Below are 23,570 nucleotides of genomic sequence, written 5' to 3'. Positions count from 1 at the left end.
CCGATTGGATGGCTGACAGGCCGCTGTCCTAAGTAGCGCAGCGTACTATTCAACTGATGATCCCTAGAGTCGGGATCAATTCAGGGACAAAACCATGTAGCAGCTCAGTGCTCTGCAGCGACCTTGCGCGTCTGATTGGACGCGCGGCTCTGTGGGGGTGAACGCAAATGCCGCTGGCTTTCGGCGGCAGGTCACGGCAATGGGGAGCAGCTTGGCAGTAACCCACCAAGACTTCGAATATCGGCCGGACCTGGACGGTTTACGAGCCGTGGCGATCTTGCCGGTGCTCCTCTTTCACGCTGGCTTCAGGGCGTTCTCAGGAGGATTCGTCGGGGTTGACGTTTTCTTTGTGCTGTCCGGGTTCTTCATGGCGAGGATCATCCTGACCGAGCTCGAGCGCGGCAGCTTCAGTTTCCGGGCGTTCTACGTTCGACGGATGAGGCGCATTTTCCCGGCTCTGTTCTCGATGATCGCGGTTTCGACCGTGGCAGCGTGGTTTTTGCTCATGCCGCAAGAGTTCCGCTACTTCGGCGATAGTGTTCAGGCCGCTGCTTTATTCACTTCGAACGTTCTGTTCCGGAGCGAAAGCGGTTATTTTGATGTTGCCGCAGAGATGAAGCCATTGCTTCATACCTGGTCTTTGTCCGTGGAAGAGCAATTCTACCTGATTTTTCCCGTCGCGGTCTTCCTTTGCTTCAAATTCGCGCGCAGGCACATATTTGCGATCGTGTTGGCGGTGGCGCTCCTGTCCTTCGGGGCAAGCACTTGGGGGGTCGCACACTCTCCCGAAAAGGCATTCTACTTGCTTCATTTTCGCATTTGGGAGTTGCTGACGGGAGTTCTTGTTGCCATTGCTCCGCGCCCTGCCTATGCCGCTCGGGGGGCGCAGGCACTGGCGGCACTCGGACTGCTGGCGATATTCCTGGCCGTTTTTACCTATACTCCTGATACGCCCTTTCCCGGCGCCTATGCCGCAGTGCCCTGCCTTGGTACAGCCCTTCTGATCCACGCGCACTGTCGGGGCGGCTTGATCGCGCGCCTTCTAAGTAATCCGGTTGCTGTCTTCACCGGACGCATTTCATATTCCCTCTACCTCTGGCATTGGCCCTTGATTGTGTTCGCGCGCTATGGGCTTGGTCACGAGCTTACAACCGGATGGGCGCTGAGCGTCGTGGCAATGTCGTTCGCGCTAGCCTACGTTTCGTGGAGGTTCGTCGAGCAGCCTGCCCGGTATGGCGGACTGGCACCCTCGCCCGGCGCAATCGTCGGCGTGAGCAGCGCTGCGATTTCTTCGGCGGTCGCCTTCGCTGGCATCGTCAACGGTCTGCAAGGCATTCCCCAAAGGTTGCCCGAAGAGGCCCGCGCGCTTTACCAAGCCACCTATGATGAGAGCCGATTCTTCTCTGAGCGGTGTTTCGCCGATTCAAATGGAGAAGGTCTGACACCGGCCCAGATAAGGAGAGGGAATCTTTGTAGGGTGGGCATCGACACTGCAAGCGAGCCGCAGTTCCTTGTATGGGGAGATTCTCATGCCGCGGCCATCGCTCCTGCGATCGACGTTGCAGCTCGTCAAATGGGCATGTCGGGCATGTTCGTGGGGCGCGCATCGTGCCCGCCTTTGCCAAATACGGACTTCGGCCGTCCGGCAGCGGTGAAGCGGTGTATCGAGTACAATTCCGCCGTGATGTCACTCATCGAGCAGAAGAGGTTCGCCTTCGTTTTCATGGTTGGCTTTTGGCCGAAGTACGTCCACCGGGCAGAACTTCCTGGCGAGGGCGTCTTTTTTGATCCTCGCGTCAAACCCTCACTGCCAGATTGGTCAGCGCCGATCAGTACAGGTCTCAACACGACTTTGACCAAGCTGGCTCGGCAAGGAACAAAGGCAGTCCTGGTGATGGATGTGCCAGAGATGGGACACGAAGTCCCCGAAGCCCTCGCACGAGCCGTTGTGTCAGGACGCCCGCTCGACATTGCCCCTCCCCTTGAATACATGAAGATGCGGCAAGCCTTGGCTCGGCGCGTTTTGAGTGAAGCGGCAAAATCAAGCGGAGCCTTGATCGTCGACCCGATGAGCTTGATCTGCGACGCCACCAGGTGTCATGTCATGCGCGAGGGCACCGTTCTCTACAAGGACGGAGATCACCTGTCAGCGAAAGGTGCGGAAAGTCTCTCGGCACTCTTCCGTCCGGTGCTGAACATAGTCCGAGAGAATGTCCACTCCTTGAGCTCTGAACCGAGATCTTGATCATCCCATTCAAAGAAGAAGCCGAAATGGTTCTCGTGCGCGTGTTTGTCGTCGACCGAATGGACGCGAGGGCCGTCTCGATCGTCCAATGGCTTTGCTGATTGCGCGGCCTCGCTTCCACCACGACCGTAGCAATTCAAAGTGCTGCAGCGATCTTGCCCGTCCGATTGGATGCGCGACGCTGCAGTCTAAATTGCAAACGATCAACGCTGCTGTTAGTCTGCCAGCAAGCGTGCAATCACCGGGGGAGGGCGGAAGTTTGCATATCGACGATGACCGGCTGCGGGTCGCGACCCTGGAGTTTCTGGTAAAACTCCTTGTAACCAGTAAGGTCAGGGACACCCCTTTTGCTGACCTGAGGTATGACGTTCTCAGTGCCCTTGAACGTATCTCGCCGCAATGCGCCTCCAATGAAGTAGAGCAAGCCGAGATCAGAGCAAGGATGCATGCGGAGGCGGATGCAATTCTGAGATGGGCAGTGGGCGGAGGGGCGAGCACGATTTCACCGATTGAGGGTAGACCGTTGTCTGTCTCGCACTATCGCGAATGGCGCTAGTTGGCGACATGCCCCTCGCGCCGGTCATTGACGAAGCCGCATCTGCTCAGGCCCGCCGTTATCGCCGAAAAATATTACATGAACTCGACCTGGTAGGGTCGGTTGCCCGCGGACGTTGCGGGCTTCATGATTAAGAGTTGTGAGTGGGAATAGACGATCGGCGAGAGAGTTCATCGGGCCGGCAGCCGCGGAGTTCTAGCCCATCGACTATCCATTTCGCCTAATCCTGCAGGCCTCGGCAGGCAGCCCGGCTCATGATCGTGCACCCTGATTTCCACGAATGGCGGCTGCTTTAGCCATAGGCGCGCTTCAGGAAGTGGAGGTATTTGTCCGCCATACCTGTTTCGCGATGGTCTTGCGACACGCCATCGCTTAGTAGCGTAACTGCCGCCGCGTTGAGATCTGTCTGCGGATGCACAAGTTTTATGAGAGGTGAGTATTGCTCTAGCCACTGGTTTTTGTGCGTTTTGACGTCGAAGAGCAGCGAAGGGACGTCACAGAGGAGACTGAAAATAGCCATGTGATATCGGCCACCAATGTGCAGGCGGCATTTTGAAATTGTCTCGGCAGCACGTTCTATGCTGGCTGTCTCAGCAAAAACTCCGCCACGGGCAATGATCTCGGCTTCATAAGCATTGAAGCGCTCAACTGCATGCGTAAGAACAACTGGCCGAAGCTTCAACGCGTGGCAAGCCCGCAATGCGGTCTTTAGGATTCCAACGTCTTCTTCGGCATTGTTCCTGGCCCCGGTGGTGATCAGGCAGCCGTCGCGTTCGGCCGAAGGTGCTGGCGATATCCGAAGGAACGCAGCATCCGTCAGAAACTCGATTCCGTAGTATTCAGCTGAGATTTCGTCGCGGGCGGCGACGTTACCGAGCTCGCGGAAGAGCTTTCTGAGATAGTCTGATCGTTCGTCGTCGTAGATAGGTATGGTTCCGTTCAAGACCGCGAACGGCTTGCCCAGCTTCCTGGCGGCAAGGACAGGAGTGAAGAAAGTTTCAAGCCCTTCGGCCGTTGTCCTGTGGTCCAACGATCCCTCTGGCTGCAGGATCACGAAATCGGCGGCCTCTATGTGATCGATCGCGTCTTCGCCATACGCAACAGAAAGTCGGCTTTCTATGCCCGAGGGTTCATCCGGCTCAGAGGATGTTTTTTTTGGGAACTCCAGCCTAAAGGCCGCGAAGTTAAAACCGATGGACGTTATCTCGGCGTCCGGGAACGCATCCAGAATTTGTTGCTTGAGGCCCTGGCTCGTCAGCCGACATCCGATATTGACCCTGAAGTCCGTATCGTTGAACAGAGCAATCTTGATTTTCGAGCGAGGCACTTCTTGGTGTCGGTTAGAGCTTCCGAGCTCGTCAACGAAGCTCTCGTAATGTCGCCAAAAGCCGGAAGGATCGCCGGCAGAAATGTGCTCTCGGCACACAGTACGAGCGTCCGAGTACATTTTGTCTGCGACGAGAAAACCCACGGCGCGCCGTGCCTTGGCAACATCGGCTCCACGTCCCGTTGCTGCAAGCACCAGGTGCCTTGCAGCTTTGTCAGGATTCGACTTCCTCAGATTCTTCGCGAGCCGCCAATGTAAGGCGGACTTTATCCCCTCGAACAATTTCCTTAGTTCCGGTGAGTTGAGGATGATGGCAGCCGTATAAGTGCACAAAATACAACCAGACATCAAGAACTGCGGAATGCATCTTCTGGACCTCCTCCGTCGGGCACAGGATCGCCGGGATCGAAAACATGGGAGGACAAATTGATCGCGAAGAACCTCTCCGACCTTGCTCGCGCCGGGACGCTTCGAAATTTGCAGGGAGAGACGCCGCTGGAAAAGCTGGGCGGGTGGGCTCGACCAGGACTCGCCAAAGCGGCATCAAGACACTATAGAGACCGAGGGGCTCCGCGAGTGCACAGAACACCATGGGTGGTTGCAGGGAAGGCTTCTTGAACGTCAAGGATCGGAAACAGCACGATATCGATCCCGAAACGATCACTGGGGTCCTAAAGCGCGTCATTGCCGAAAACGGTCGCGACCATATCCGCGGCTACGCGTTTGCCATTGCCTGCCTGATAGTTGTGGCCGCGACGACGGGCTTCATCGCCTGGATCAGTGAGACAGTGGTCAACGAAGCTTTCGCCAACAGGCGCGGCGACGCGGTTCTCCTCATCTGCTTTTCGATTTTTGCTGCCTTCGTGCTGAGAGGTTTGGCGACTTACGGACAAGCCGTCGCTTTGTCGAAGATCGGCAACAGTATCGTTGCCCGCTACAAACGCCGGCTTTATGCGCATCTAATGGCGTTGAGCGTCGGCTATTTCCAGGAGAAGCGCTCGGCACAGCTCACAGCCAAGATCAACCAGAACATCGCCGGCATCCGTGACGTGCTCAATATGACGGTCACCTCGATTGCTCGCGATCTTCTGACTTTGGTCGGCCTCGTCGGCGTCATGGTCAGCAAGGACTGGCTGCTGTCACTTGTCATCCTTCTCGTCGCTCCGCCGTTGCTGCTTGGGCTTCGCTACCTCTCCAAGCGGCTGCGTCTGGCGACACGCGAAGCGGTCGAGGCCAACAGCCGCGTGCTCGGCGCGATGCAGGAGACCATTCAGGGCATTTCCATCGTCAAGGCCTTCACTATGGAGGAGGAATTGCGACGCAAGGTCGACGCGATCATCGATCGGGCCGAGAATCGGGCCAATCGCATCGCGCGCCTGAGCGAACGCACGGCGCCATTGACGGAGAGCTTCGCAGGCCTGGCGATCTCAAGCGTCCTTGCTTACGCCACCTTTCGAATCATCTACAGCAACGTGCCTCCGGGTGCCTTCTTTGCCTTTGTGACCGCACTTCTCATGGCGTACGACCCGGCCCGGCGGCTGGCTCGTCTGCAGCTGTCGCTGGAGCGCGCCGCCGTCAACGCACGCATGCTTTATGAGGTCCTGGATACCGTTCCGCACCAGCGAGACCTTCCGGGCGCCACGGAGCTGACCTTTAGCGAAGCGACCGTCGAGTTTCGCGACGTGCGCTTCTCCTATGCCAATGGCGAGGAGATCCTGAAGGGGGTCAGCTTCCGCGCGGAGGGTGGCAAGACGACCGCGTTGGTCGGCCCGTCCGGTGCCGGCAAGTCCACGATCATCAGCCTTATCCCGCGCTTCTACGATCCCCGATCGGGCCAAATTCTGGTCGACGGCCAGGACATCGCCGCTGTCACCAAGCAATCGCTGCGCAATAGGCTTGCCTATGTCTCGCAGCAACCATACCTCTTCGAGGGCTCGATCCGTGACAATATCCGCTACGGGCGGCCGGAGGCCACGGATGCGGAAATCGAAGAGGCGGCGAGGCTTGCCTATGCGCATGATTTCATCCTCGCGCAACCGCAGGGCTACGATACCCCCGTCGGTGAACAGGGGATGACCCTCTCCGGCGGCCAGCGTCAGCGGCTGTCGATCGCTCGTGCGCTCGTTCGCAATGCGCCGATCCTCCTTCTCGACGAAGCCACCTCTGCTCTCGACACCGAATCCGAGGCTGCCGTTCAGGAGGCGCTCGATCAGGCGATGAACGGTCGCACTGTCATCGTTATCGCCCACCGGCTTTCCACCGTCGTCAATGCTGACAAGATCGTCGTGATGAAGCAGGGTCTGGTCGTCGAGGAGGGGACGCATGAGGAGCTCGCGCACCGTCCGGAGGGTCTCTACGCTCGCCTCCACAATCTGCAAGGTGGCGATTTGGAATTGACCGTGGGGACCGATGTCACTTAGCTCGTGCTCGACATGTCGCCGGCGAGTAACGATCCCAAGCGGATCGCTGGTATCCAGATGGGAAACCCTTCTGGCAGCCCGCTTCCTTGCTGCGCATCACTCTCCATGTTTGGCTTTATCGTCGAGTGTTGAACGCTTAGATCAAGTGAGATGGCGCAGGCAGGCGCAGGACCGAGGAGAACAGGTCCAATTCTCCCTTAAGCGGGGAATCTGGTGCGGTCGTCCAAGCTTACGGAATCGAGACAATGCACAGGACGCCGAGACGGCGGGCATTGGCGTCAGGCCTGCTGCCGTCATCGTGTTCATGATCACTCGCCGGTTCAACTTTCCGGCTAAGGATTTGGCCAGGCAATGATTATATCCCATCGCCATAAATTCATTTTCATCCACATACCGAAAACCGCCGGCAGCACGATCTCCGCTTATCTTGCTCGCGAATTCGGGCCCTGGGACCTGCAACTCGGGTCCTGGAAGGATGCGCTCGGCAATGGAGCGAATGCAAATCGGCTGGCATTGATCGCTATCTTTTGCCATCTCTCTCCCCTCAAGATCGCGAAAACGCTCGTCCGCAACGGCAAAGTCGATTCATTGGCCGGGGCTGCTCTCAGCCGTCGCTTTGCAGGCAAGCTCGCGGATCATTCAGGCGCAAGCGAAATCGAGGCCTTCGATCCTTCTGCCTGGAGACAGTACTTCAAGTTTTGCTTCGTGCGGAACCCATTCGAGCGTGCCGTTTCAATTTACAACTGGCACTACAGGAAGACGGAAACGCGGCCGAGCTTCTCGCAAATGCTCTGCTTGATCGAAGAAGGCGCCGCCAGGAGTGAGCGTATTAACTGGGAATCCTGGCAACTCTACACCAAAAACGACGAGATCGTTGTGGATTTCGTAGGACGGCAGGAGCGCCTCTCGGAGGATCTACGCATGATATGCGACAGACTCGGCCTGCCGTTTGACGATCGCTTTCTGATAAGAGCGAAGGCGAACCCGACGCGGCCCGACATTCGCAGCTACTATAAACCGGGCGACCGTGAGCGCGTCGAGCGGCTCTTCGGCCCCGAGATCGAGCATTTTAAATACCGTTTTCCCGATTAGCGCGTCAGGCCGACGCGGCGGCCGAGAAGCTCGGCCGCCGCGGTCAGTAACACCGATCAGGCGTCGTACGGCAAAAGCCACTGTCTCGTACGCAGCTCTCGCCGATATCAAACCTGCTCGAGTTGCTTATCAAAGCCGTCTTCGGAATGAAGAAACTCCAACAGCGCCGCGTTGAATGCTTGCGAAGACTCGATGTTAACTACGTGCCGGCCAGGTAACGATAGATGCCGCCCTTGCCGCACGCAGGCGGCAATATTTTCGAGGTCGGCTGGCGGGCACACCGGGTCGTAATCGCCGGAAACGGCCAGCAGCGGGTTGGCGACCCGTTCGATATCCTCCCGCAGGTCGGCTCCGGCCAAAGCCGCGCAGCAGCCGATATACCCGTCGATCGAGGTCGCGACAAAACTGTCTAGCACCTTGCCGACAGTGCCGGGTTCGACTGCGTTGAACCGCGGCGTGAACCAGCGCTCGACGGTGGCGGCGGTCAGTGCCGTGAGACCATTTTCCCGAACGGTGTTCATTCGCGCGGTCCAGCTTTCCGCGGTACCGATCTTCGCGGATGTCGCGCAGATAGCGATCTTTCCAAGGCGATGTCCGGCATGAACACCCAGCCACTGCCCTGTCAGGCCGCCAAGAGAAAGGCCGCAGAAGTGCGCCCGCTCTATCTCCAGCGCGTCGAGCAGCGCGAGCACGTCGTTGCCGAGGTCGGGCAAACCGTATGGCGGCGGTGGAGCCAACGACAGTCCATGACCGCGACGATCATAGCGCAGCACGCGGAAATCCCGCGACAGTCCGGCTACCTGCGCGTCCCACATGTGCAGGTCGGTGCCTAGCGAATTGCAGAACATAAGCCACGGCTTGTTTTGGCTACCGTCCGTGTCGCCGTCGATACGGTAGTGGAGGCGATGGGTGGCAAGATCGAGATAAGACATGGGCGAATGCCTTTATAAGCCGTAAACCGGTTGAACACCGGCCTTTCAAGCAGGTGTTGAAGGTTCAGCATGGATGGGAATCGCCGGCGGTCGCGCTAGGCTGTTCGCGACCGCCGCCGATCACCTTTGTTATGCCGGAACAAGCTGCACGTCGCTTGAACGCCGCGCATTGCTGACCACGAACACCAGCATCGCCAGAGCCGAGACTGCCGCCGGGATGGCGAAGATCAGGAAGTTATGCTGGAGCGGAAGTTCCTGCGCCAGAAGGACGCCGCCGAGCGTCGGCCCGACGATGGCGCCGATGCGGCCCACGCCCGAGGCCCAACCCAGCCCGGTCGAACGCACCGAGAGATTGTAGAGCTGTGCGACGCTGGCATAGAGCAGGATCTGTGTTCCGATAGTCGTGGCGCCGGCGACGAAGACCATCAGGAACAGTAGCCCTGCTGGCAGGTTGAAGCCGATCAGCGCAATCGAGAAGGCGGCGGCGATGAAGAAGCCGACAACCACCTTCGGCAGGCCGAACCGATCGCCCAACCGGCCGCCAGCGATCGCTCCGACCATGCCGCCGAAATTCAGCGAGAACAGGCTCAAGAGGCTGGCCTTTTCGCCATAACCTGCTTGCTGCAGCACTTTCGGCAGCCAGGAGGACAACAGATAGACGAGCAGCAGGCAGCAGAAGAAAGCAACCCACAGCATGAGCGTGCGCAGCGCACGCTGGTGACGGAACAGTTCGACGATCGAGGCCGACGCGCCCTTGGTCTCGGAGAAGACCAGCTTGTCGTCGTGGCGGAGAGGCGCGGAGGGATCGATCTTTCCGTAGATCCGCTTTGCCTGCTCCTGCTTGCCCTGACGGATGAGGAAACCCAGCGATTCCGGCAGTTTCCACAGGATGAAAGGTAACATCAGCAGCGGCACGGCGGCGATGAAGAACATCGGCTTCCAGCCGTATTGCGGGATCATGCCGATGCCGAGTCCGGCCGCAACCATGCCGCCGACCGAATATCCGGAGAACATCAGCGCGACCATGGTGCCGCGCAGGCGCTTCGGCGCATATTCGTTCATCAGCGCCACCCCGTTCGGCATCAGCCCGCCGCAGCCGAGGCCGGCGAAGAAGCGAAAGGCCTTGAATTGTTCCGGCGAATTGGCGAAGCCGGTGAGCAGCGTGGACAGGGTGAACAGCATGAAACTGATCGCGATGCCCTTCTTCCGTCCGATCTTGTCCGCCAAGGCGCCGAAAATGATCGCGCCGAACATCATGCCGAACAGCGCCCATGCCTGCAGCGCGCCGGCCTGTGGCTTGCTCAGACCCCATTCAGCGATCAGCGTCGGCAGCACGGTGCCGGCGACGAAGACGTCGTAGCCATCGACGATCAGCAGCAGCCCGCAGAGAGCGACCACCGTCCATTGGAAGGCCCCGAAAGGGGTATTGTCTATTGTTTCATTGACATCGATGGTGCGCATCATCACTCCTCCCCGAGTTGTTACGCATGGTAATAATGAGCTTTCAGCCGAGATCACCGCCGGCGACCGGCAGCACACTGCCGGTGATGTATGACGCCTCTTCCGAGGCCAGAAACAGGATCGGTGCGGCCTGCTCCTCCATGGTTCCGTACCGCTTCATGAAGCTGGATTGCTTCACCTGGCTCACGACTTCGGCCATCCAGCCCTCTTCGGCCTCGCTGTCGCCTTCCGCGTTGCGGGGAATGCGGCGCGGCGGCGCCTCCGTCCCGCCGGGCGCCGTGGCGACCACGCGGATGTTGCGCTCGGCCAACTCCATGGCGAGCGACTGCGTGATGGCATTCACGCCGCCCTTGGCCGCGGAATACGGCACGCGATGGATGCCGCGCGTGGCGTTCGAGGACACGTTGACGATCGTGCCGCCGCCGCGGGCGACGAGATGCGGCAGCACGGCGTGGCAACAGTAAAGCGTCGGCATCAACGAGCGACGGATTTCGGCGTCAATCTGCTGCGGTTCGAACTCAGCGTAGGGACGCATGCGGATCGCGCCGCCGACATTGTTGATCAGGATGTCGATGCCGCCGAACCGTTCGGCCGCAAACCGCATCGCCGCCGCCGCCCCCTCATAGGTTTCGAGATCGGCGTTGAAAGCCGCAGCATTCTCGCCGGCCGCAGTCGCCACCTCGGCGACGAAGTCGGCGCGGTCGACGAACAACACTTGGCCGCCCTCCTCCACCGCGCGGACCGCCACGGCCCGGCCGATACCCTGCGCAGCACCCGTGACGACCAGCACCTTGCCCGCGAAGCGGCCTTCTAAACGCGCCGTGCTCATGCAGCCACCTTCGCTGACGCATTGGGCGTGAATTTCTCGTAGTGGAAGCTGTGGGGCTTCACCCCGTTGTCGTCGAAATAGGTACGCACGGCGTCGACCATCGGCGGCGGACCGCATAGATAAACGTCGACATCGCCGCCATTGAGCGCCTCGGCCGGCATATGCTGGGTCACCCAGCCCTTGCGCGGGTGGCTGGACGACTCCTCGGCCACGACGGTGCTGTAAGTGAAGTTGGCGAGCCGTTTTGCGTAAGCCTCGATCTCGTCGACGAGAACCAGGTCCAGATCCCGGGTGACGCCGTAGACGAGGTGAACCCGCTCTTGCGAATTCTCGCGCGCCAGCACCTCGAGCATCGACAGGAACGGCGCAAGACCTGTGCCGCCGGCCAGGAACAGGAGCGGTCGCTCGACCTCCCTCAGGTAGAAACTGCCCAAGGGACCGGTCAGCTCGAGCCTGGTCCCGGTTTCGGCGCGCTCCAGCCAGTTGCTCATGACGCCGCCGGGGATCTTCTTGATCAGGAAACCGATGCGCCGTTCGCTCGGCGCCGTGCTGAAGGAATAGGAACGGTGCTCGCCGCTGCCCGGCACACCGATATTGACGTACTGACCGGGCAGGAACGCAGGCGCCTCAGCGTCGACATCCAGTTCCAGCGCGATCGCCGCATCGTTGTGCGGCACCACAGCGGCGACGGTGGCGGCGAAAGTCTGCTGCCCGGTCTTGCAGGCGATGGAGGTGGTTGGGACCGCGATGATGCAGTCGGAGGACGGCCTCATCTGGCAGGTCAACACGAGACCGCTCTCAGCCTCGTCGGCCGTCAGAGCATCATCGATATAGTCGTCGCCGAGCTCGTAGCTGCCGCTCTCGGCGCGGCACTTGCAGGTACCGCAGACGCCGTCGGAACAGTCCATTGGCAGGTTGATCTTGTTGCGGAAGGCGGCGTCGAGAACCTTCTCGCCGTCCTTGCATTCGATGAAACGGGTCACGCCGTCCTCGAAGTTCAAAGCGATGCTGTAACTGGCCATGGAACCCTCCTCATCAGTCCCTGTGCCGTCCGGCGACGCCGTCAGATGTGATAGACGTCGATGACCTGGCGGATGTAGTCATTCTTCAGCACGATCTTCTTGCGCGAGATCACCAGGCGGTCGTCGCTCCTGCGCAGCGTGACGAACATGGTGCCGAAGAAGTGGTCGGTGACCTTGTAGCGGTGATTGAGCGTGTGGAAGTTGTAGCGAAGGTCGACCTCATCGCCTCGGATCTCCACGAACTCGACATTGGTCACGTTGTGGCTGGTGCGCGGCTCCGGCGTCGAGGCGCCCGAACGCTCGGTCTTGATGCGGAAGACCCGATCTTCCAGGCCGTCACGGCTCGGATAATAGATCAGCGAGATCTGCGTCTGCGGATCCTCGGTGAGCTGATCGTCGTCGTCCCAGGCCGGCATCCAATAGGTCACATCAGGCGCATAGCAGGTGAGCCATTCATCCCACTCGCGGTCGTCCAAAAGACGCGCTTCCCGGTAGAGGAATGCACACGCGGCTTCATAGGAAATGCTCATGCGACGACCCCTTCCCTTTCGGCGGCCAGCGCCTGGCACATCACCTTGGCCCAGTACTCGTGCTGGCGGACGAACAGCCCCTCGTCCTCGCTGCGTTCGCCGGAAAGCAGCGGCACTATGCCCATCCTCCTTGCGTTTTCGTCCGGACCATCGATCCAGAGCGGCGCGCCCCGCGACAGGTCGTTCCAGAGCGCCGCCGTGCCGGCGTAACCGGCCTGGCAGGCACGGAATTCTTCGAGGTCGTCGGCCGTGCCCATGCCGGACACGTTGAAGAAATCCTCGTATTGGCGGATGCGCAGGGCGCGATCCGCGGCACTTTCGCCCTTCGGCGCGAAACAGAAGATGCTGATCTCAGTCTTGTCGACGCTGATCGGGCGCGTCACGCGGATCTGCGTGCTGAACTGGTCCATCAGGAACACGTTCGGATAGATGCAGAGATTGCGGGTCTGGTTGACGATGAAATCCGCCTTGTCTTCGCCGACCCGTGCCTTGATCTCGTCCCGGCTGTTGTAAATCGGACGGACCTCGGGATTCATCGTGTTCGTCCACAGCAAAATATGGCCGTTCTCGAAACCGTAGACGCCCGCGACGGAGCGGCTCCAGCCGTTGGCGTCGACCGCCTTCGTACCCTCTTCCTTGCGCCGGCCCATTGTCGCGGCGTAGTTCCAGTGCACGGAACTGACGTGGTAGCCGTCGCAGCCGTTCTCCATCTGCAGTTTCCAATTTCCATCGTAGATGTAGGACGAATTGCCCCGCAGCACTTCCAGCCCGTTCGGCGCCTGATCGACGATCTGGTCGATGATGACCTTCGTCTCGCCGAGGAAGTCCTCGAGCGACGCCACGTCCTCCTTCAGGCTGCCGAACAGGAAGCCGCGATAGCTTTCGAAACGCGGCACCCGCCTCAGGTCGTGGGAGCCGTTTTTCGCGAACTGGGGCGGATACTGGGTGGATTTCTCGTCCTTGACCTTGAGCAGCCTGCCAGTGTTGGAGAAGGTCCAGCCGTGGAAGGGACAGGTGAAGCTGCCCTTGTTTCCGTGCTTGCGCCGGCACAGCATTGCGCCACGGTGGGCGCAGGCATTGATGACCGCGTTGAGTTCGCCGTTCTTGTCACGGGTGACGACCACCGGCTGGCGACCGATATAGGTCGTGTAATAGTCGTTGTTCTCCGGAATCTGGCTTTCATGGGCCAGATAGACCCAGTTGCTCTCGAAGATGTGTTTCATCTCCAGTTCGAACAGGTCTTCGTTGGTGAAGATGTCGCGGCGGCAGCGGAATATGCCGGCCTCCTTGTCGTCCTGCACGGCAGTGGCGAGCAGATGATCGAGGGCCCGGGCTTTGTCGATAATCGCAGACATGGGTTATCTCCCGCAGAAGGCGCGCTCCGACCGGCGCTCTCCTGCAACTGTGTCGATACTGACGGTAAGGGTTGTTGGCGGCCCGCGCGGGCCGCCGGCATTTCCTGTCAGGCGGCCGCGCGCTTGCGCAGTTCGTTGGCCTGGTTGTCGACGCCATTCACCATGGCCGTAAGATGAATGTCGAACTTGATCTCCGCAAAGGGACCGCTCAGATCATTGGCCTTGATGCTGGCCTCGTCGGTCCGCTCGATGACGGCCGGAACCAGGCCGTCGCGCGTCGCATAGGCGAAATCGTCGTTGACCAGCGGATCGCCTTCAATGTTGATCTGCGTCGTCAGCTTGCGGTGACCATCGGCGCTGATGAAGAAGTGGATATGCGCCGGGCGTTGACCATGGCGGCCGAGCGCGGAAAGCAGTTGCTCGGTCGGGCTGCCCGGCGGCACACCGTAGCCGTGCGGCACGATGCTCCGAAACTTGTAACACCCGTTTGCGTCGGCGATGATCGTGCGGCGCATGTTGAACGGCGCCTGCTTTCCCGTCGGATCGAAATGCGAGTAGAAGCCGCGGGTATCACAGTGCCAGACTTCGACCATGGCGCCCGGCAGCGGCCTGCCGTCGGCACCATAGACGGTGCCGTGCATGACGAGGGTGTGGCCGTTCTCGTCCGTGCCGTCGTCTAGACGGGCAAAGCCGTGTGAAACTGGCGCACCGGCGACATAGAGCGGCCCCTCGATGGTGCGCGGGGTCGGATTATCGATGCCGAGGGCCTCGTCGATCGCGTCGAGACGCTCGTCGAGGAAATGGTCGAGACCAAGACCTGGCGAGATCAGGCCGGCCTGACCCGCGGCGCCGATCTCATTGAGCCAGGCGATGCCGGTCCAGTATTCGTCGGGGGTGATGTCCAGATCATCGATCGCCTTGAACAGATCGGACACAATTCGATGAACGATCTCTTTGACGCGCGGATTGCCGTCAGCCTTGTCCAAACCGCTCAGGACCTTGAGAAACTCCTGGATATCCGGTTTATCGAAAATCTTCACGTTCATGTTGATTCCTCCACTTGGATTGTCTTGAAACTGGGCGGTTCCCGTCCTCCCGGGACCGCCGCTGACGAAGATTCTAGGTATCGTCCTCGCGGATCGCGGAGGGATGCCTCAGAAGCGGCGTCACCTCGATGTCCATGAATTTGAACAGCGGAAGTCCCGAGAGAACCTCGTGCAGTTCCGCATTGTCCCGGACGTCAAACACGCTGTAGTTCGCGTACTGACCGGCAATCCGCCAGATATGCCGCCACTTGCCGGTACGCTGCAGTTCCTGGGAATAGGCCTTCTCCCGGGCGATGACATCGGCCGCCTCGGCAGCGGGCAGGTCATGGGCAAGGTTCACGTTCATCCGCACATGAAAAAGCATAGTTCACCCCACCACGCGCAAGGTCGAAGCTTGCTTGCCATCCCTGCGGAAGCGATTGACGGCTTCCTCGGAGAGGATCACGCCGAGCCCTGGACCCGTTGGCAATCGCAGCTCAAAGTTCTCGAAGCGCAGCGGCTCCTCCAAAAGCTCCTCAGTCAGAAGCAGCGGTCCGAAGAACTCGGTGCCCCATTCCAGTTCCTTGACCGTCGCCATCAACTGAGAGGCGGCGATCGTGCCGATTGGCCCCTCCAGCATGGTGCCGCCATAAACGCTGACGCCTGCAGCTTCCGCGATCGCGATCACCCGGGCGGCGGCAAACAACCCTCCGGCCTGCTCGATCTTGATCGAGAACACGTCGGCGGCCCGTGCAGTCGCCGCATCGAGCGCGCTTTCAGGTCCAACCAGAACCTCGTCGGCCATAATTGCGATCGGGGAAGCGCGCCGCAGACGGGCGAGGGCTGCTATCCCCTGCACCGGTTGTTCGACCAGCACGCAGCCGGCGTCAGCCAGAGCTTGGATGGCATTGCGCGCCTCCCGCTCCCGCCACGCCATATTCACGTCGACCCGGATGGAGGCCATGTCCGGTAGTGCCTTGCGGATCGCGCTCACATGGCGGATATCATCTTCAATGGATTTTACGCCGATCTTCAGCTTGAAGTCCTTGTGGCGCCGCCGGTCGAGCATGGCTTGCGCTTCGTCGATGTCCTTGGCCGTGTCGCCGGAGGCGAGCGTCCAGGCGATGGGGAGGCTGTCGCGGCGCCGGCCACCGAGCAGTTCCGACATCGGAAGACCGAGGCGGCGCGCATGGCAATCGAGCAGGGCCGCCTCGACAGCGCATTTAGCGAAGTGATTTCCCTTGACCGCTTTGACGACGAGGTCCATGGCTGCCTGGATGCGCGTCGCGTCACAGCCGATCAGCAGTGGCGCGATATACTCGTCGATCGTCAATTTCATGCCTTCCGGACTTTCGGCCCCATAGGCGAGACCGCCGATCGTCGTCCCTTCTCCGAGCCCTCCGAGGCCGTCGGAGCAGCGGACGCGGACGATGGTCATGCTTTGCCGGTTCATGGTCACCATCGACAGCCGATGAGGCCGAATGGTGGGCAGATCGAGTATAATTGTTTCGATCGCGCTGATACGGATTCCCGTAGACACCAGATTTTTCTCCCTTGATTGCAAGGAATTTAGCGTCCACCTTGAAAACCGTCCAAAACTATAAAAGTTGGATTTGATACCTGAAAGGTATAATCGTGGAGCTGAGGCAGCTGCGTTATTTTCTCGCCGTTGCGCGCGAGCGGAACTTCTCGCGTGCTGCGGAGATCCTGCATATTGCCCAGCCGCCTCTCAGCCGGCAGATCCAGCAATTGGAAGACGAGCTCGGCGTTCTGCTTATCGACCGGTCGAACCGTCCTCTCGGTTTGACGGAGGCTGGCCGCTTCTTTTACGAGCAGGCCGGACAGATCATCGCTCGCACCGAACACATGCGCGAGCAGACGCGCAAGATCGGCTTATCTCGGCGGGAGCGTTACGTCATCGGCTGCGTCGGCTCGACCCTTTATGGCGGCATCCCGGACCTCGTCCGCCGAATGCGCGAGCGCTGGCCGGATCTCGACATCGAGATCCGGGAAATGATGTCAACCGAGCAGGTTACCGCTCTCAAGGAGAGGCGGATCGATGTCGGCTTCGGCAGGGTCCGCTTCAATGATAGGGAGATTGAGAGGCTGACGCTCCGAGAGGAACGACTGGTCGTTGCTTTCCCCAAGGGGCATCCGAAATCTCTTTCTACCGAACCGATCGCTCTTACCGAACTGGAGGGGGAACCGCTGGTCGTCTATCCGTCCGTTCCTCGTCCGAGCTTCGCCGACGAGGTCCTCAACATGTTGAGCGAGCAAGGCATTTCTCCTAGCAGCGTGGAAGAGGTCCGTGAAATCCAGACCGCGCTGGGCATCGTAGCGGCCGGAATGAGCTTGTGCATCATTCCCACAGCCTCGCAGCGGCAAAGACCCGACGACGTGTGTTACCGCGTCATAAAAGATGAGAAGGCCACGTCGCCGATCATCATGAGCTTCCGGCGCGACGATACAAAAGGAAGAATCGAAGAGATCAAGCAGCTCATTCGCGAGATGTACGCCGACAACCCGCCTTGGCTGCAACTATCCAACGTACAACTCGACAAGGCCTGAGGCCTTCTCATGCCATTCGCGGGCAAGCACCTCGAAGGTGTCGGCCGCCTTCTGCTTGCCGAGCGACCAGCCGCTTAGGTGAACCAAATGCACCTTTATCTGACCATGAACGTAATGATTCCGGCGTTGGCGATATCGATGAAGAACGCCGATACCAGCGGCAGAATGATGAAGGCGAGCGGGGCGGCACCATGGGTCTTCGTCACCGCGGCCATATTGGCAATCGCGGTTGGCGTCGCACCGAGTGCGATGCCGCCAAAGCCCGCCGAAATCACCGCTGCGTTGTAGCTGCGCCCCATTGCCGGGAAAACGACGAACAGGATGTAGACGACCGCAGTAACAGTCTGCAGTGCCAGCACCACGAGAATCGACAATCCGAGGCCTTGCAGCGTCCAGAGCTGCAGGCTCATGAGTGACATCGCGAGAAAGATGTTCAGCGAAAGATCGGATATCAGCGAAAGCGGCCGGGTCCTCGTTGGCCAGGGCAGCCGCGGCGCGAGGAGCGGGACCGTGTTGGTCAACAGGATTGCAAGAAACATGCAAACGACGAAGAGCGGAAGCTTGATGCCAAGCTCGACGACCAGCTCGTGCAGCAGGTAGCCGCCAATGACCGCAATATTCATCACAAGCAGCGTTTGCAGCACGGACTGGTAGCTCACCTCGTCTGCGTGCCGATCGGCCTGTTCGTTGGAAACCCCGACGATCAACTCCTCATCCATTTTCCCGTGGAGGCCATTACGCGAGATGAGGTGGCGCGCAATCGGTCCGCCCAGAATGCTCGCGATCACGAGCCCGAGCGTCGCACTGGCAATGCCTACTTCCATTGCATTGGCGAGCCCGAAGCGGGTGGAGATCGTCGGTGCCCAGGCAATGGTGGTGCCGTGCCCGCCGACAAGCGAGGCCGAGCCGAGCAGGATCGAGAAGCCGGCAGGAAGGCCGAGCAACGCCATGCCGCCGACGGCGACCACGCTCTGGATGACAAGAAAAACGAGCGTCAGCGCCAAGAGGACGAGAAAAGGCCGCCCGCCGGCGACCAGGTCGGAGAGCCGCGCGTTCAAGCCCACGCCGGTGAAAAAGTACAATAACAATAGATCGCGCGCGCCGAGTGCGAAGCGTATTTCCGTGTCAAAGAATGCGTATGCCACAAGTGTCAGAAACGCGGAAATCAGGCCCCCGGTGACTGCCTCCGGTATATTCCACCGTGAAAGAGCCGCGAACGAGCTGTTGAGGGCGTTGCCGGCGAAGAAGACCAGGATCGATATGGTGAACGTCAGGAATCCGGGAACCTGCAAGGCTGACATATGCCCCCCGTACGATTTGCTGGCGGCCGTTTGTGTGAGCCCTGAAGAGTGTGCCCGGTCCACTGCGCCGCCCCTCCTGTTGGCCCATGTGAAACTCCCGTCTTGAAGGAGATCTCTTGGGTGCCGGAAATATCCACAGCGCGTTCGGCTCGCCATTCCTCATTTGGGCAACCACTAAAGACATAGGTTCTGAAGGGCGCGATAATCCACTATCTCTATGCCGCGAGCGCCGTGTAGTCTAATAACACCCTTGTTCTTCAACTTTGTAAGCGACCGTGAAACGGTCTCGATCGTCAGCCCGAGGTAATCGGCAACGTCGACACGGGGCATGAATAGTTCGAACCTATGGGAATGGCCCGAACGATCCGACATCTCGACTAGGAATGCCGCGACCCTTTCGACGGCACTTTGGCGGCCAATTACCAGTTGGTGTTCTTGAGCGGACAAAAAGCTTTCCAACACCGCGGGCAACAATCCCTGCCATGTGTGCAGGTCCTCTGTGAGGGTGATGCTCTTTACACCGGTTATACCTATCGCTTCCGCAGTGGAACGGTGCCGGTCCTCGTTTTGCAGACCGAACCAGTTTCCTCCGAAATGGAATGCAAGAATTTGCCGCCGCCCGTTTGCAAGCACACGGTACACACGGACAGCCCCGAATTCCACGCGGTAAGCTCGGCCGGCCCTCTCCCCGGAATGGTAAATGCTTTCTCCGTCGACGAAGCTGCTGGTCGGTCTCGCCTCAACTTCCCCCTGCGTGCGCGGTCCCGTGGGGGCGACAATCAGGCGGCGCCCCGAAGAAGTCATTACTGACGTATGCATGTTCGACTCCCAAGAATGTGCCACCTGCCCTACAACGATCCTTATGCGGCGGATCTTCGTTGTGTCCCGCGAGCGCCAACAGGAAGCGAACCGTCCGTCGTCGACTCTGACGCCTAGGTAAAACGCCAACCCAAAATTAGATTAACCCTTTCACCGGCCCGAGCGCTTGCTCAATCTCTGCCGCCAGGCTCTCCACCAAGCTTTTGAACTCAGCACGCCGCTCCTCGCGAACATGAACGGGAAGCTGATCGGCGTGAGCAAGCGCGTGTTCAGCGGCTGCGAAGTCCTCGCACATGCCCCTAAAACTCTCGTCGCGGATCGACAATTCCCTGATCTGCAACGAGCGTCTCGGAAATCGACGCAACGCAGCTGTCAGCTGGTGTTCCTCGTCACTGCTCCCCGATCGGGCGTTCATTTCACTCCTCCCTCCGGGTTCGAAATGAAATACAACCTTAGTGTATTGCCCTTTCGCCGGTTAGGGACGTAAGATACGGGAGCTTACAGTGCCGCTGGACACAACCTTGTATTGTGACCATGGGGGCGGAAGATGGTAATCGTAGGCCACCAGGGCGTCCGGGTCGAACCGACAATTGCTCTACCCACCGACGCGGAAATTCTTGCACAGCTTGATCGAATACGGTTCAGCGCCGAGTTCGAAGCGCCGGACCGCGCCCGCAAATTCCTTGCCTATATCATAGAAGAGACGATTGCAGGCCGTGCTGACCGCATAAAGGCCTATTCAATAGCAACCGTAGTCTTCGGTCGAGATTCCTCCTTCGACGCTCAAACGGATCCGGCCGTCCGGATCGAAGCTGGCCGTATTCGACGCGCGCTCGAACGCTATTATCTGGTCGCTGGGCGCGACGATCCGATTGTCATAAAGATACCGAAAGGCGCCTACGTGCCGACATTCGAAAGGCACGTCGAGGCGTGGACCGAAGCAGCCCTTGGGCCTCCTGCGGTTGCAGGACCGAATTCTTCCATGGAACGCTCGTGGCAGCCATGGATTTGGGTCGGGATTGCGGCGATTGCTTTTGCCCTCGGCGGTCTTGCAGCAAATGCCTTGCTTCAACCTGCTAGCACTGCAGGGGACGGCTCGGATATGTCCGGTGTTAGGCCAAACATCCCGACGCTGATTGTTATGCCATTTGAGGATCTCTCCGCTTCGCCGCAATCGGCAATGATTGCGCGAGGACTCGCCGACGAGGTCGTTGGCAAAATTGCCCGGTTCAAGGAGATCGTCGTTGTCACTCGCGAGAAACCAGACGACCCACGAGAAGAGATCGACGGCCCTGCCTACGCGCTTGAGGGGCGGGTTCGACTCGACGGCGACAGGCTTCGGCTTGGGATAAGACTTCTACAGCGGTCCGACGGGTCCGTGGTGTGGGCAAACAACTATGACGAAAGTTTAGAAACGCATAAGATCATCGAACTGCAAGAGAAGGCCGCCGCCGCCGTGGCGACCGCTGTGGCGCAGCCCTATGGCGTCGTTTTCCAGGCGAACGCCACGCGGTTCACCCAGGCAGTTCCGAACGATTGGCAAGCATATGTCTGCACCTTGGGCTACTACGGTTATCGCAGCAATTTGAACCCGCAAACGCATGCGTCCGTTCAAGATTGTCTTCAGCGTTCGACCCGACAGTTCCCGAACTACGCGACGGCGTGGGCGCTTTTGTCGATGACCTATATCGATGAGCTCCGGTTCCGGTATCATCTCGATCGATCATCCCCGGTTTCATTGGAACACGCAATCGAGGCAGCGGCGCGCGCCGTGGAACTGGATCCCCAGGACGTACGTGCCCTGCAGGCGGAGATGCTCGCCTTATTCTTCCGTGGCGAAGTGGACGCCGCCTTGGCTGTCGGCGCGCGCGCCTTCGCGATCAATCCCAATGACACCGAACTTGCCGGTGAATACGGTTTCCGGCTCGCCCTTTCTGGTCAATGGCGTTCAGGCTGCGAGCTTGTATCGCAAACTGTAGAGCGGAACCCAGGCCCGGTGGGATATTTCGAGGCGGCGTTAGCAGTCTGCTCCTATATCGAGGGCGATTACGCAGCCGCCGAGCGGTGGGCGCGCTTGGCCGACCTTCGCGCCAACCCGATTTATCGCGTCATACTGCTTGCCATTCTAGGGAAACTCGGCAAGGAGGACCAGGCACTTGAGGAACAAAAATGGCTGGAAACAAACGTTCCAGGCTTCCTCAAGAACATCCGGCAGGAGGTGGCCTTGCGGATTCGTCGTCCTGAAGACCAGCGGCATTTCATTGAAGGTTTGCGTGAGGCCGGCGTAACAATCCCGGAAGCCACACGGCAAAGATAGTTCGATCGACGATGCGCCTGGGCCAAATGCTCAGGTCGGGCGCCGTAATCGTGAAGTCTCGGACAGGGGTTTTTCCGACGCGATATCCGGCCGCATCCAGATCATCAGCAAATCGTGAAAAACACTAAGGACGATCGGCCCGAGGAAGAGGCCGATCAGTCCATAGGAAAGCGTGCCGCCGAGCACCCCGAGTAAAATGATCAGCGTCGGAGTCGACAGTCCGCGCGCCACCAAGATCGGCTTCATGACATTGTCGATGATAAAGAGCGGCATCAGCAAAAGTGTGAGTAAGACTGCCGGGCCGAAGTCCATCTCCACCCAGGCCCAGATCATCACCGGTAGCAAGATCAGCGCCGGCCCGATCTGAATGATGCAGAGAATGAGCACCACGAAGGCGATTGCTCCGGGTGCGGGAACCTTGAATAGGCTCAGCACCAATGCGCAGAGAAACGCTTGCAGCAGCGCGACGCCAATGACGCCACGCGCCACGTTGCGGATTGTCGCTGCCGCCAGCCGCACGAAGCCGACGCCCCTGTCCCCACCGATCCTGCTTGCGAAGCCTTGCGCCGTTTCCGCGAGACGTTCCCCGGACCCGAAAAGAAATCCAGCGACGAGCACGGAAATCACAAAGCCGAGCAAGTCGACACCGATACTCGCGATCTTGCCGAGAGCCTTGCTCCCAGCCTGCAGTAGCGAAGGCTCAAGCTGCTCCAGGACAAGCTCGAGATTGCCGGACGTCATGCTCCAGGCAGCATAGATGCGTTCGCCGACGAGCGGCCAGTTGCGGACACTCTCGGGTGGTACCGGGACAGGCAACGAACCGTCGTCCAGCCTTGCAAGCAGCGCCTGGACTCCTTCGGCAAAGCTGACGGCAATGGCCGCGAGCGGACCGACGATGACGACCAAACAGACCAGCGTGATCAGGACCGCCGTGAGCCGAGGCCGTATACCGAGCATGACTGAAAGGGCTGAGTAGGCCGGGTAAAGGGCTACAGCCAGAATCGCCGCCCAGACGAGAATGATCGCGAATGGAGCGATTAAGGTCAGGGACCAGTAGGCGAAAAGCCCGACGATGCCGATCCTGGCAAGTTCCGTGATCTTCGCCTCAATGGATGATTGATCGGCTGGATCGTCTCTGACCGGAGTCGTTCGGGATGAATCATCATCCATTTTCGCCCCCCGCTCTTCATGAAGAAATCAAAGCGAAGCCAAGACATCCGAACCTCCGCCGCTCGGCGGTTTCGACGCACATCGAACTGAAAGCCCTCATCGGCGTGCCCGGGCCAGCGTGGCGAGCCCGCTTCGTGCAACGCACTCTTATGGTACGCCGACTACTGCCGTGTGGCAGTAACATACCGTAGCATACGTCATTCGAAGTTCCCCATCCGAGCCTCTCCTCTTACAGATAGCATGAGAAGAGCCAGCACCGCATCGTGCCCGTTCGATCGACCGCGCGACGGGTCGATATTGACTGCGATCAATGCCTGCGCGGTACATTTTCGCGTATCATTGTCTTTGAATAATCAAGGTGTCCCAAGCTTTCTCTGGAACAAGCGCTTTCGCCGCAGCGACTAAGTTTATGGCCGGCCAGCAAGGAGGAGCGCAGAGATGGAATCGTTGCATCCGGCCGCGGTCGACCATTTACCGCTTTTCATCACCGCACCGGGAGAGACGGACGTCCTGTTCAATGTGATGACCGTCTTCGTGCTGCTCGTGGTCTTCCTGGTCGGCATCCTCTATCTCAGGCTGCACGCGCTGCCGGAACATATGG

The 23,570-nt window shown here is 59.6% G+C and carries 19 protein-coding genes; 5 read left to right on the top strand and 14 right to left on the bottom strand.

What is annotated here, in order from left to right; genetic code table 11:
• Positions 1-199: 199 nt before the first annotated feature.
• Complete coding sequence (locus QN219_RS15465; RefSeq protein ID WP_284000877.1) at positions 200-2,245, top strand: acyltransferase family protein; 2,046 nt, start codon at positions 200-202, stop codon at positions 2,243-2,245.
• Between the two features lie 848 nt (positions 2,246-3,093).
• On the opposite strand, the gene QN219_RS15460 is transcribed toward QN219_RS15465, so the two are convergent.
• Entirely contained in the window at positions 3,094-4,410 is a 1,317-nt protein-coding gene (locus QN219_RS15460) for a polysaccharide pyruvyl transferase family protein (RefSeq protein ID WP_284000876.1), read from the bottom strand.
• Positions 4,411-4,742: 332 nt separating this feature from the next.
• Between QN219_RS15460 and QN219_RS15455 the strand changes: the two genes are divergently transcribed.
• Entirely contained in the window at positions 4,743-6,548 is a 1,806-nt protein-coding gene (locus QN219_RS15455) for an ABC transporter ATP-binding protein (RefSeq protein WP_284000612.1), read from the top strand.
• 351 nt (positions 6,549-6,899) lie between these two features.
• Positions 6,900-7,640, top strand: a complete 741-nt coding sequence (locus tag QN219_RS15450) for a sulfotransferase family 2 domain-containing protein (protein ID WP_284000611.1) — start codon at positions 6,900-6,902, stop codon at positions 7,638-7,640.
• 107 nt (positions 7,641-7,747) lie between these two features.
• On the opposite strand, the gene pcaD is transcribed toward QN219_RS15450, so the two are convergent.
• The 9 genes from pcaD to QN219_RS15405 all read right to left on the bottom strand — a co-directional run bounded on the left by pcaD (position 7,748) and on the right by QN219_RS15405 (position 16,334).
• On the bottom strand, positions 7,748-8,572 hold the full coding sequence (gene pcaD, locus QN219_RS15445; protein ID WP_284000610.1) for a 3-oxoadipate enol-lactonase: 825 nt from the start codon (positions 8,570-8,572) through the stop codon (positions 7,748-7,750).
• Between the two features lie 129 nt (positions 8,573-8,701).
• On the bottom strand, positions 8,702-10,036 hold the full coding sequence (locus QN219_RS15440; RefSeq protein WP_284000609.1) for an MFS transporter: 1,335 nt from the start codon (positions 10,034-10,036) through the stop codon (positions 8,702-8,704).
• 40 nt (positions 10,037-10,076) lie between these two features.
• On the bottom strand, positions 10,077-10,862 hold the full coding sequence (benD, locus tag QN219_RS15435; RefSeq protein WP_284000608.1) for a benzoate diol dehydrogenase BenD: 786 nt from the start codon (positions 10,860-10,862) through the stop codon (positions 10,077-10,079).
• The gene (gene benC, locus QN219_RS15430) at positions 10,859-11,884 is read right to left on the bottom strand and encodes a benzoate 1,2-dioxygenase electron transfer component BenC (protein WP_284000607.1); all 1,026 of its coding nucleotides are present in this window, start codon (positions 11,882-11,884) and stop codon (positions 10,859-10,861) included. Before benC ends, benD begins: the two co-directional genes overlap by 4 nt.
• A 41-nt stretch (positions 11,885-11,925) precedes the next feature.
• On the bottom strand, positions 11,926-12,414 hold the full coding sequence (gene benB / locus QN219_RS15425; RefSeq protein ID WP_225177855.1) for a benzoate 1,2-dioxygenase small subunit: 489 nt from the start codon (positions 12,412-12,414) through the stop codon (positions 11,926-11,928).
• Positions 12,411-13,769 carry a Rieske 2Fe-2S domain-containing protein gene (locus tag QN219_RS15420; protein WP_284000606.1) on the bottom strand — a complete coding sequence of 453 codons (1,359 nt, stop codon included), beginning with the start codon at positions 13,767-13,769 and terminating at the stop codon, positions 12,411-12,413. The genes benB and QN219_RS15420 overlap by 4 nt, the downstream gene beginning before the upstream one ends.
• A 107-nt stretch (positions 13,770-13,876) precedes the next feature.
• Positions 13,877-14,815, bottom strand: coding sequence for a catechol 1,2-dioxygenase (gene catA, locus QN219_RS15415; protein ID WP_284000605.1), 939 nt, complete (start codon positions 14,813-14,815; stop codon positions 13,877-13,879).
• A gap of 73 nt (positions 14,816-14,888) precedes the next feature.
• The gene (gene catC / locus QN219_RS15410) at positions 14,889-15,179 is read right to left on the bottom strand and encodes a muconolactone Delta-isomerase (protein WP_284000604.1); all 291 of its coding nucleotides are present in this window, start codon (positions 15,177-15,179) and stop codon (positions 14,889-14,891) included.
• A 3-nt stretch (positions 15,180-15,182) separates the two neighbouring features.
• On the bottom strand, positions 15,183-16,334 hold the full coding sequence (locus QN219_RS15405) for a muconate/chloromuconate family cycloisomerase (protein ID WP_284000603.1): 1,152 nt from the start codon (positions 16,332-16,334) through the stop codon (positions 15,183-15,185).
• Between the two features lie 95 nt (positions 16,335-16,429).
• Here QN219_RS15405 and QN219_RS15400 point away from each other — a divergent pair, with 95 nt between their 5' ends.
• Positions 16,430-17,362 carry a LysR family transcriptional regulator gene (locus QN219_RS15400; RefSeq protein WP_284000602.1) on the top strand — a complete coding sequence of 311 codons (933 nt, stop codon included), beginning with the start codon at positions 16,430-16,432 and terminating at the stop codon, positions 17,360-17,362.
• 95 nt (positions 17,363-17,457) lie between these two features.
• Here the strand turns inward: QN219_RS15400 and gltS are convergent, their stop codons facing one another.
• The 3 genes from gltS to QN219_RS15385 form a co-directional block, all read right to left on the bottom strand.
• Positions 17,458-18,663, bottom strand: coding sequence for a sodium/glutamate symporter (gltS, locus tag QN219_RS15395; protein ID WP_284000601.1), 1,206 nt, complete (start codon positions 18,661-18,663; stop codon positions 17,458-17,460).
• 174 nt (positions 18,664-18,837) lie between these two features.
• Positions 18,838-19,482, bottom strand: coding sequence for a helix-turn-helix domain-containing protein (locus tag QN219_RS15390; RefSeq protein WP_284000600.1), 645 nt, complete (start codon positions 19,480-19,482; stop codon positions 18,838-18,840).
• Between the two features lie 136 nt (positions 19,483-19,618).
• Positions 19,619-19,897 (bottom strand): hypothetical protein, encoded by a 279-nt coding sequence (locus QN219_RS15385; RefSeq protein WP_284000599.1) that lies wholly within the window; start codon positions 19,895-19,897, stop codon positions 19,619-19,621.
• Between the two features lie 132 nt (positions 19,898-20,029).
• Between QN219_RS15385 and QN219_RS15380 the strand changes: the two genes are divergently transcribed.
• Positions 20,030-21,799 carry a hypothetical protein gene (locus tag QN219_RS15380; protein WP_284000598.1) on the top strand — a complete coding sequence of 590 codons (1,770 nt, stop codon included), beginning with the start codon at positions 20,030-20,032 and terminating at the stop codon, positions 21,797-21,799.
• Between the two features lie 30 nt (positions 21,800-21,829).
• Here QN219_RS15380 and QN219_RS15375 read toward each other — a convergent pair whose 3' ends face one another.
• On the bottom strand, positions 21,830-22,969 hold the full coding sequence (locus QN219_RS15375) for an AI-2E family transporter (protein WP_284000597.1): 1,140 nt from the start codon (positions 22,967-22,969) through the stop codon (positions 21,830-21,832).
• Positions 22,970-23,570: the final 601 nt, after the last annotated feature.

This window comes from Sinorhizobium sp. 8-89 (assembly GCF_030124325.1).
Lineage (GTDB): Bacteria > Pseudomonadota > Alphaproteobacteria > Rhizobiales > Rhizobiaceae > Sinorhizobium.
Note: the sequence above shows the minus strand (reverse complement) of the source record. Positions and strands in the feature narration are given on the sequence as shown.

Bases quoted from the DNA above. Each gene is read 5' to 3' on its own strand.
- benC (WP_284000607.1), bottom strand. From the start codon at position 11,884: ATGGCCAGTTACAGCATCGCTTTGAACTTCGAGGACGGCGTGACCCGT.
- pcaD (WP_284000610.1), bottom strand. From the start codon at position 8,572: ATGTCTTATCTCGATCTTGCCACCCATCGCCTCCACTACCGTATCGAC.
- QN219_RS15375 (WP_284000597.1), bottom strand. From the start codon at position 22,969: ATGGATGATGATTCATCCCGAACGACTCCGGTCAGAGACGATCCAGCC.
- QN219_RS15380 (WP_284000598.1), top strand. From the start codon at position 20,030: ATGGTAATCGTAGGCCACCAGGGCGTCCGGGTCGAACCGACAATTGCT.
- catA (WP_284000605.1), bottom strand. From the start codon at position 14,815: ATGAACGTGAAGATTTTCGATAAACCGGATATCCAGGAGTTTCTCAAG.
- benB (WP_225177855.1), bottom strand. From the start codon at position 12,414: ATGAGCATTTCCTATGAAGCCGCGTGTGCATTCCTCTACCGGGAAGCG.
- catC (WP_284000604.1), bottom strand. From the start codon at position 15,179: ATGCTTTTTCATGTGCGGATGAACGTGAACCTTGCCCATGACCTGCCC.
- benD (WP_284000608.1), bottom strand. From the start codon at position 10,862: ATGAGCACGGCGCGTTTAGAAGGCCGCTTCGCGGGCAAGGTGCTGGTC.
- QN219_RS15385 (WP_284000599.1), bottom strand. From the start codon at position 19,897: ATGAACGCCCGATCGGGGAGCAGTGACGAGGAACACCAGCTGACAGCT.
- QN219_RS15450 (WP_284000611.1), top strand. From the start codon at position 6,900: ATGATTATATCCCATCGCCATAAATTCATTTTCATCCACATACCGAAA.
- QN219_RS15420 (WP_284000606.1), bottom strand. From the start codon at position 13,769: ATGTCTGCGATTATCGACAAAGCCCGGGCCCTCGATCATCTGCTCGCC.
- QN219_RS15390 (WP_284000600.1), bottom strand. From the start codon at position 19,482: ATGCATACGTCAGTAATGACTTCTTCGGGGCGCCGCCTGATTGTCGCC.
- QN219_RS15440 (WP_284000609.1), bottom strand. From the start codon at position 10,036: ATGATGCGCACCATCGATGTCAATGAAACAATAGACAATACCCCTTTC.
- gltS (WP_284000601.1), bottom strand. From the start codon at position 18,663: ATGTCAGCCTTGCAGGTTCCCGGATTCCTGACGTTCACCATATCGATC.
- QN219_RS15465 (WP_284000877.1), top strand. From the start codon at position 200: ATGGGGAGCAGCTTGGCAGTAACCCACCAAGACTTCGAATATCGGCCG.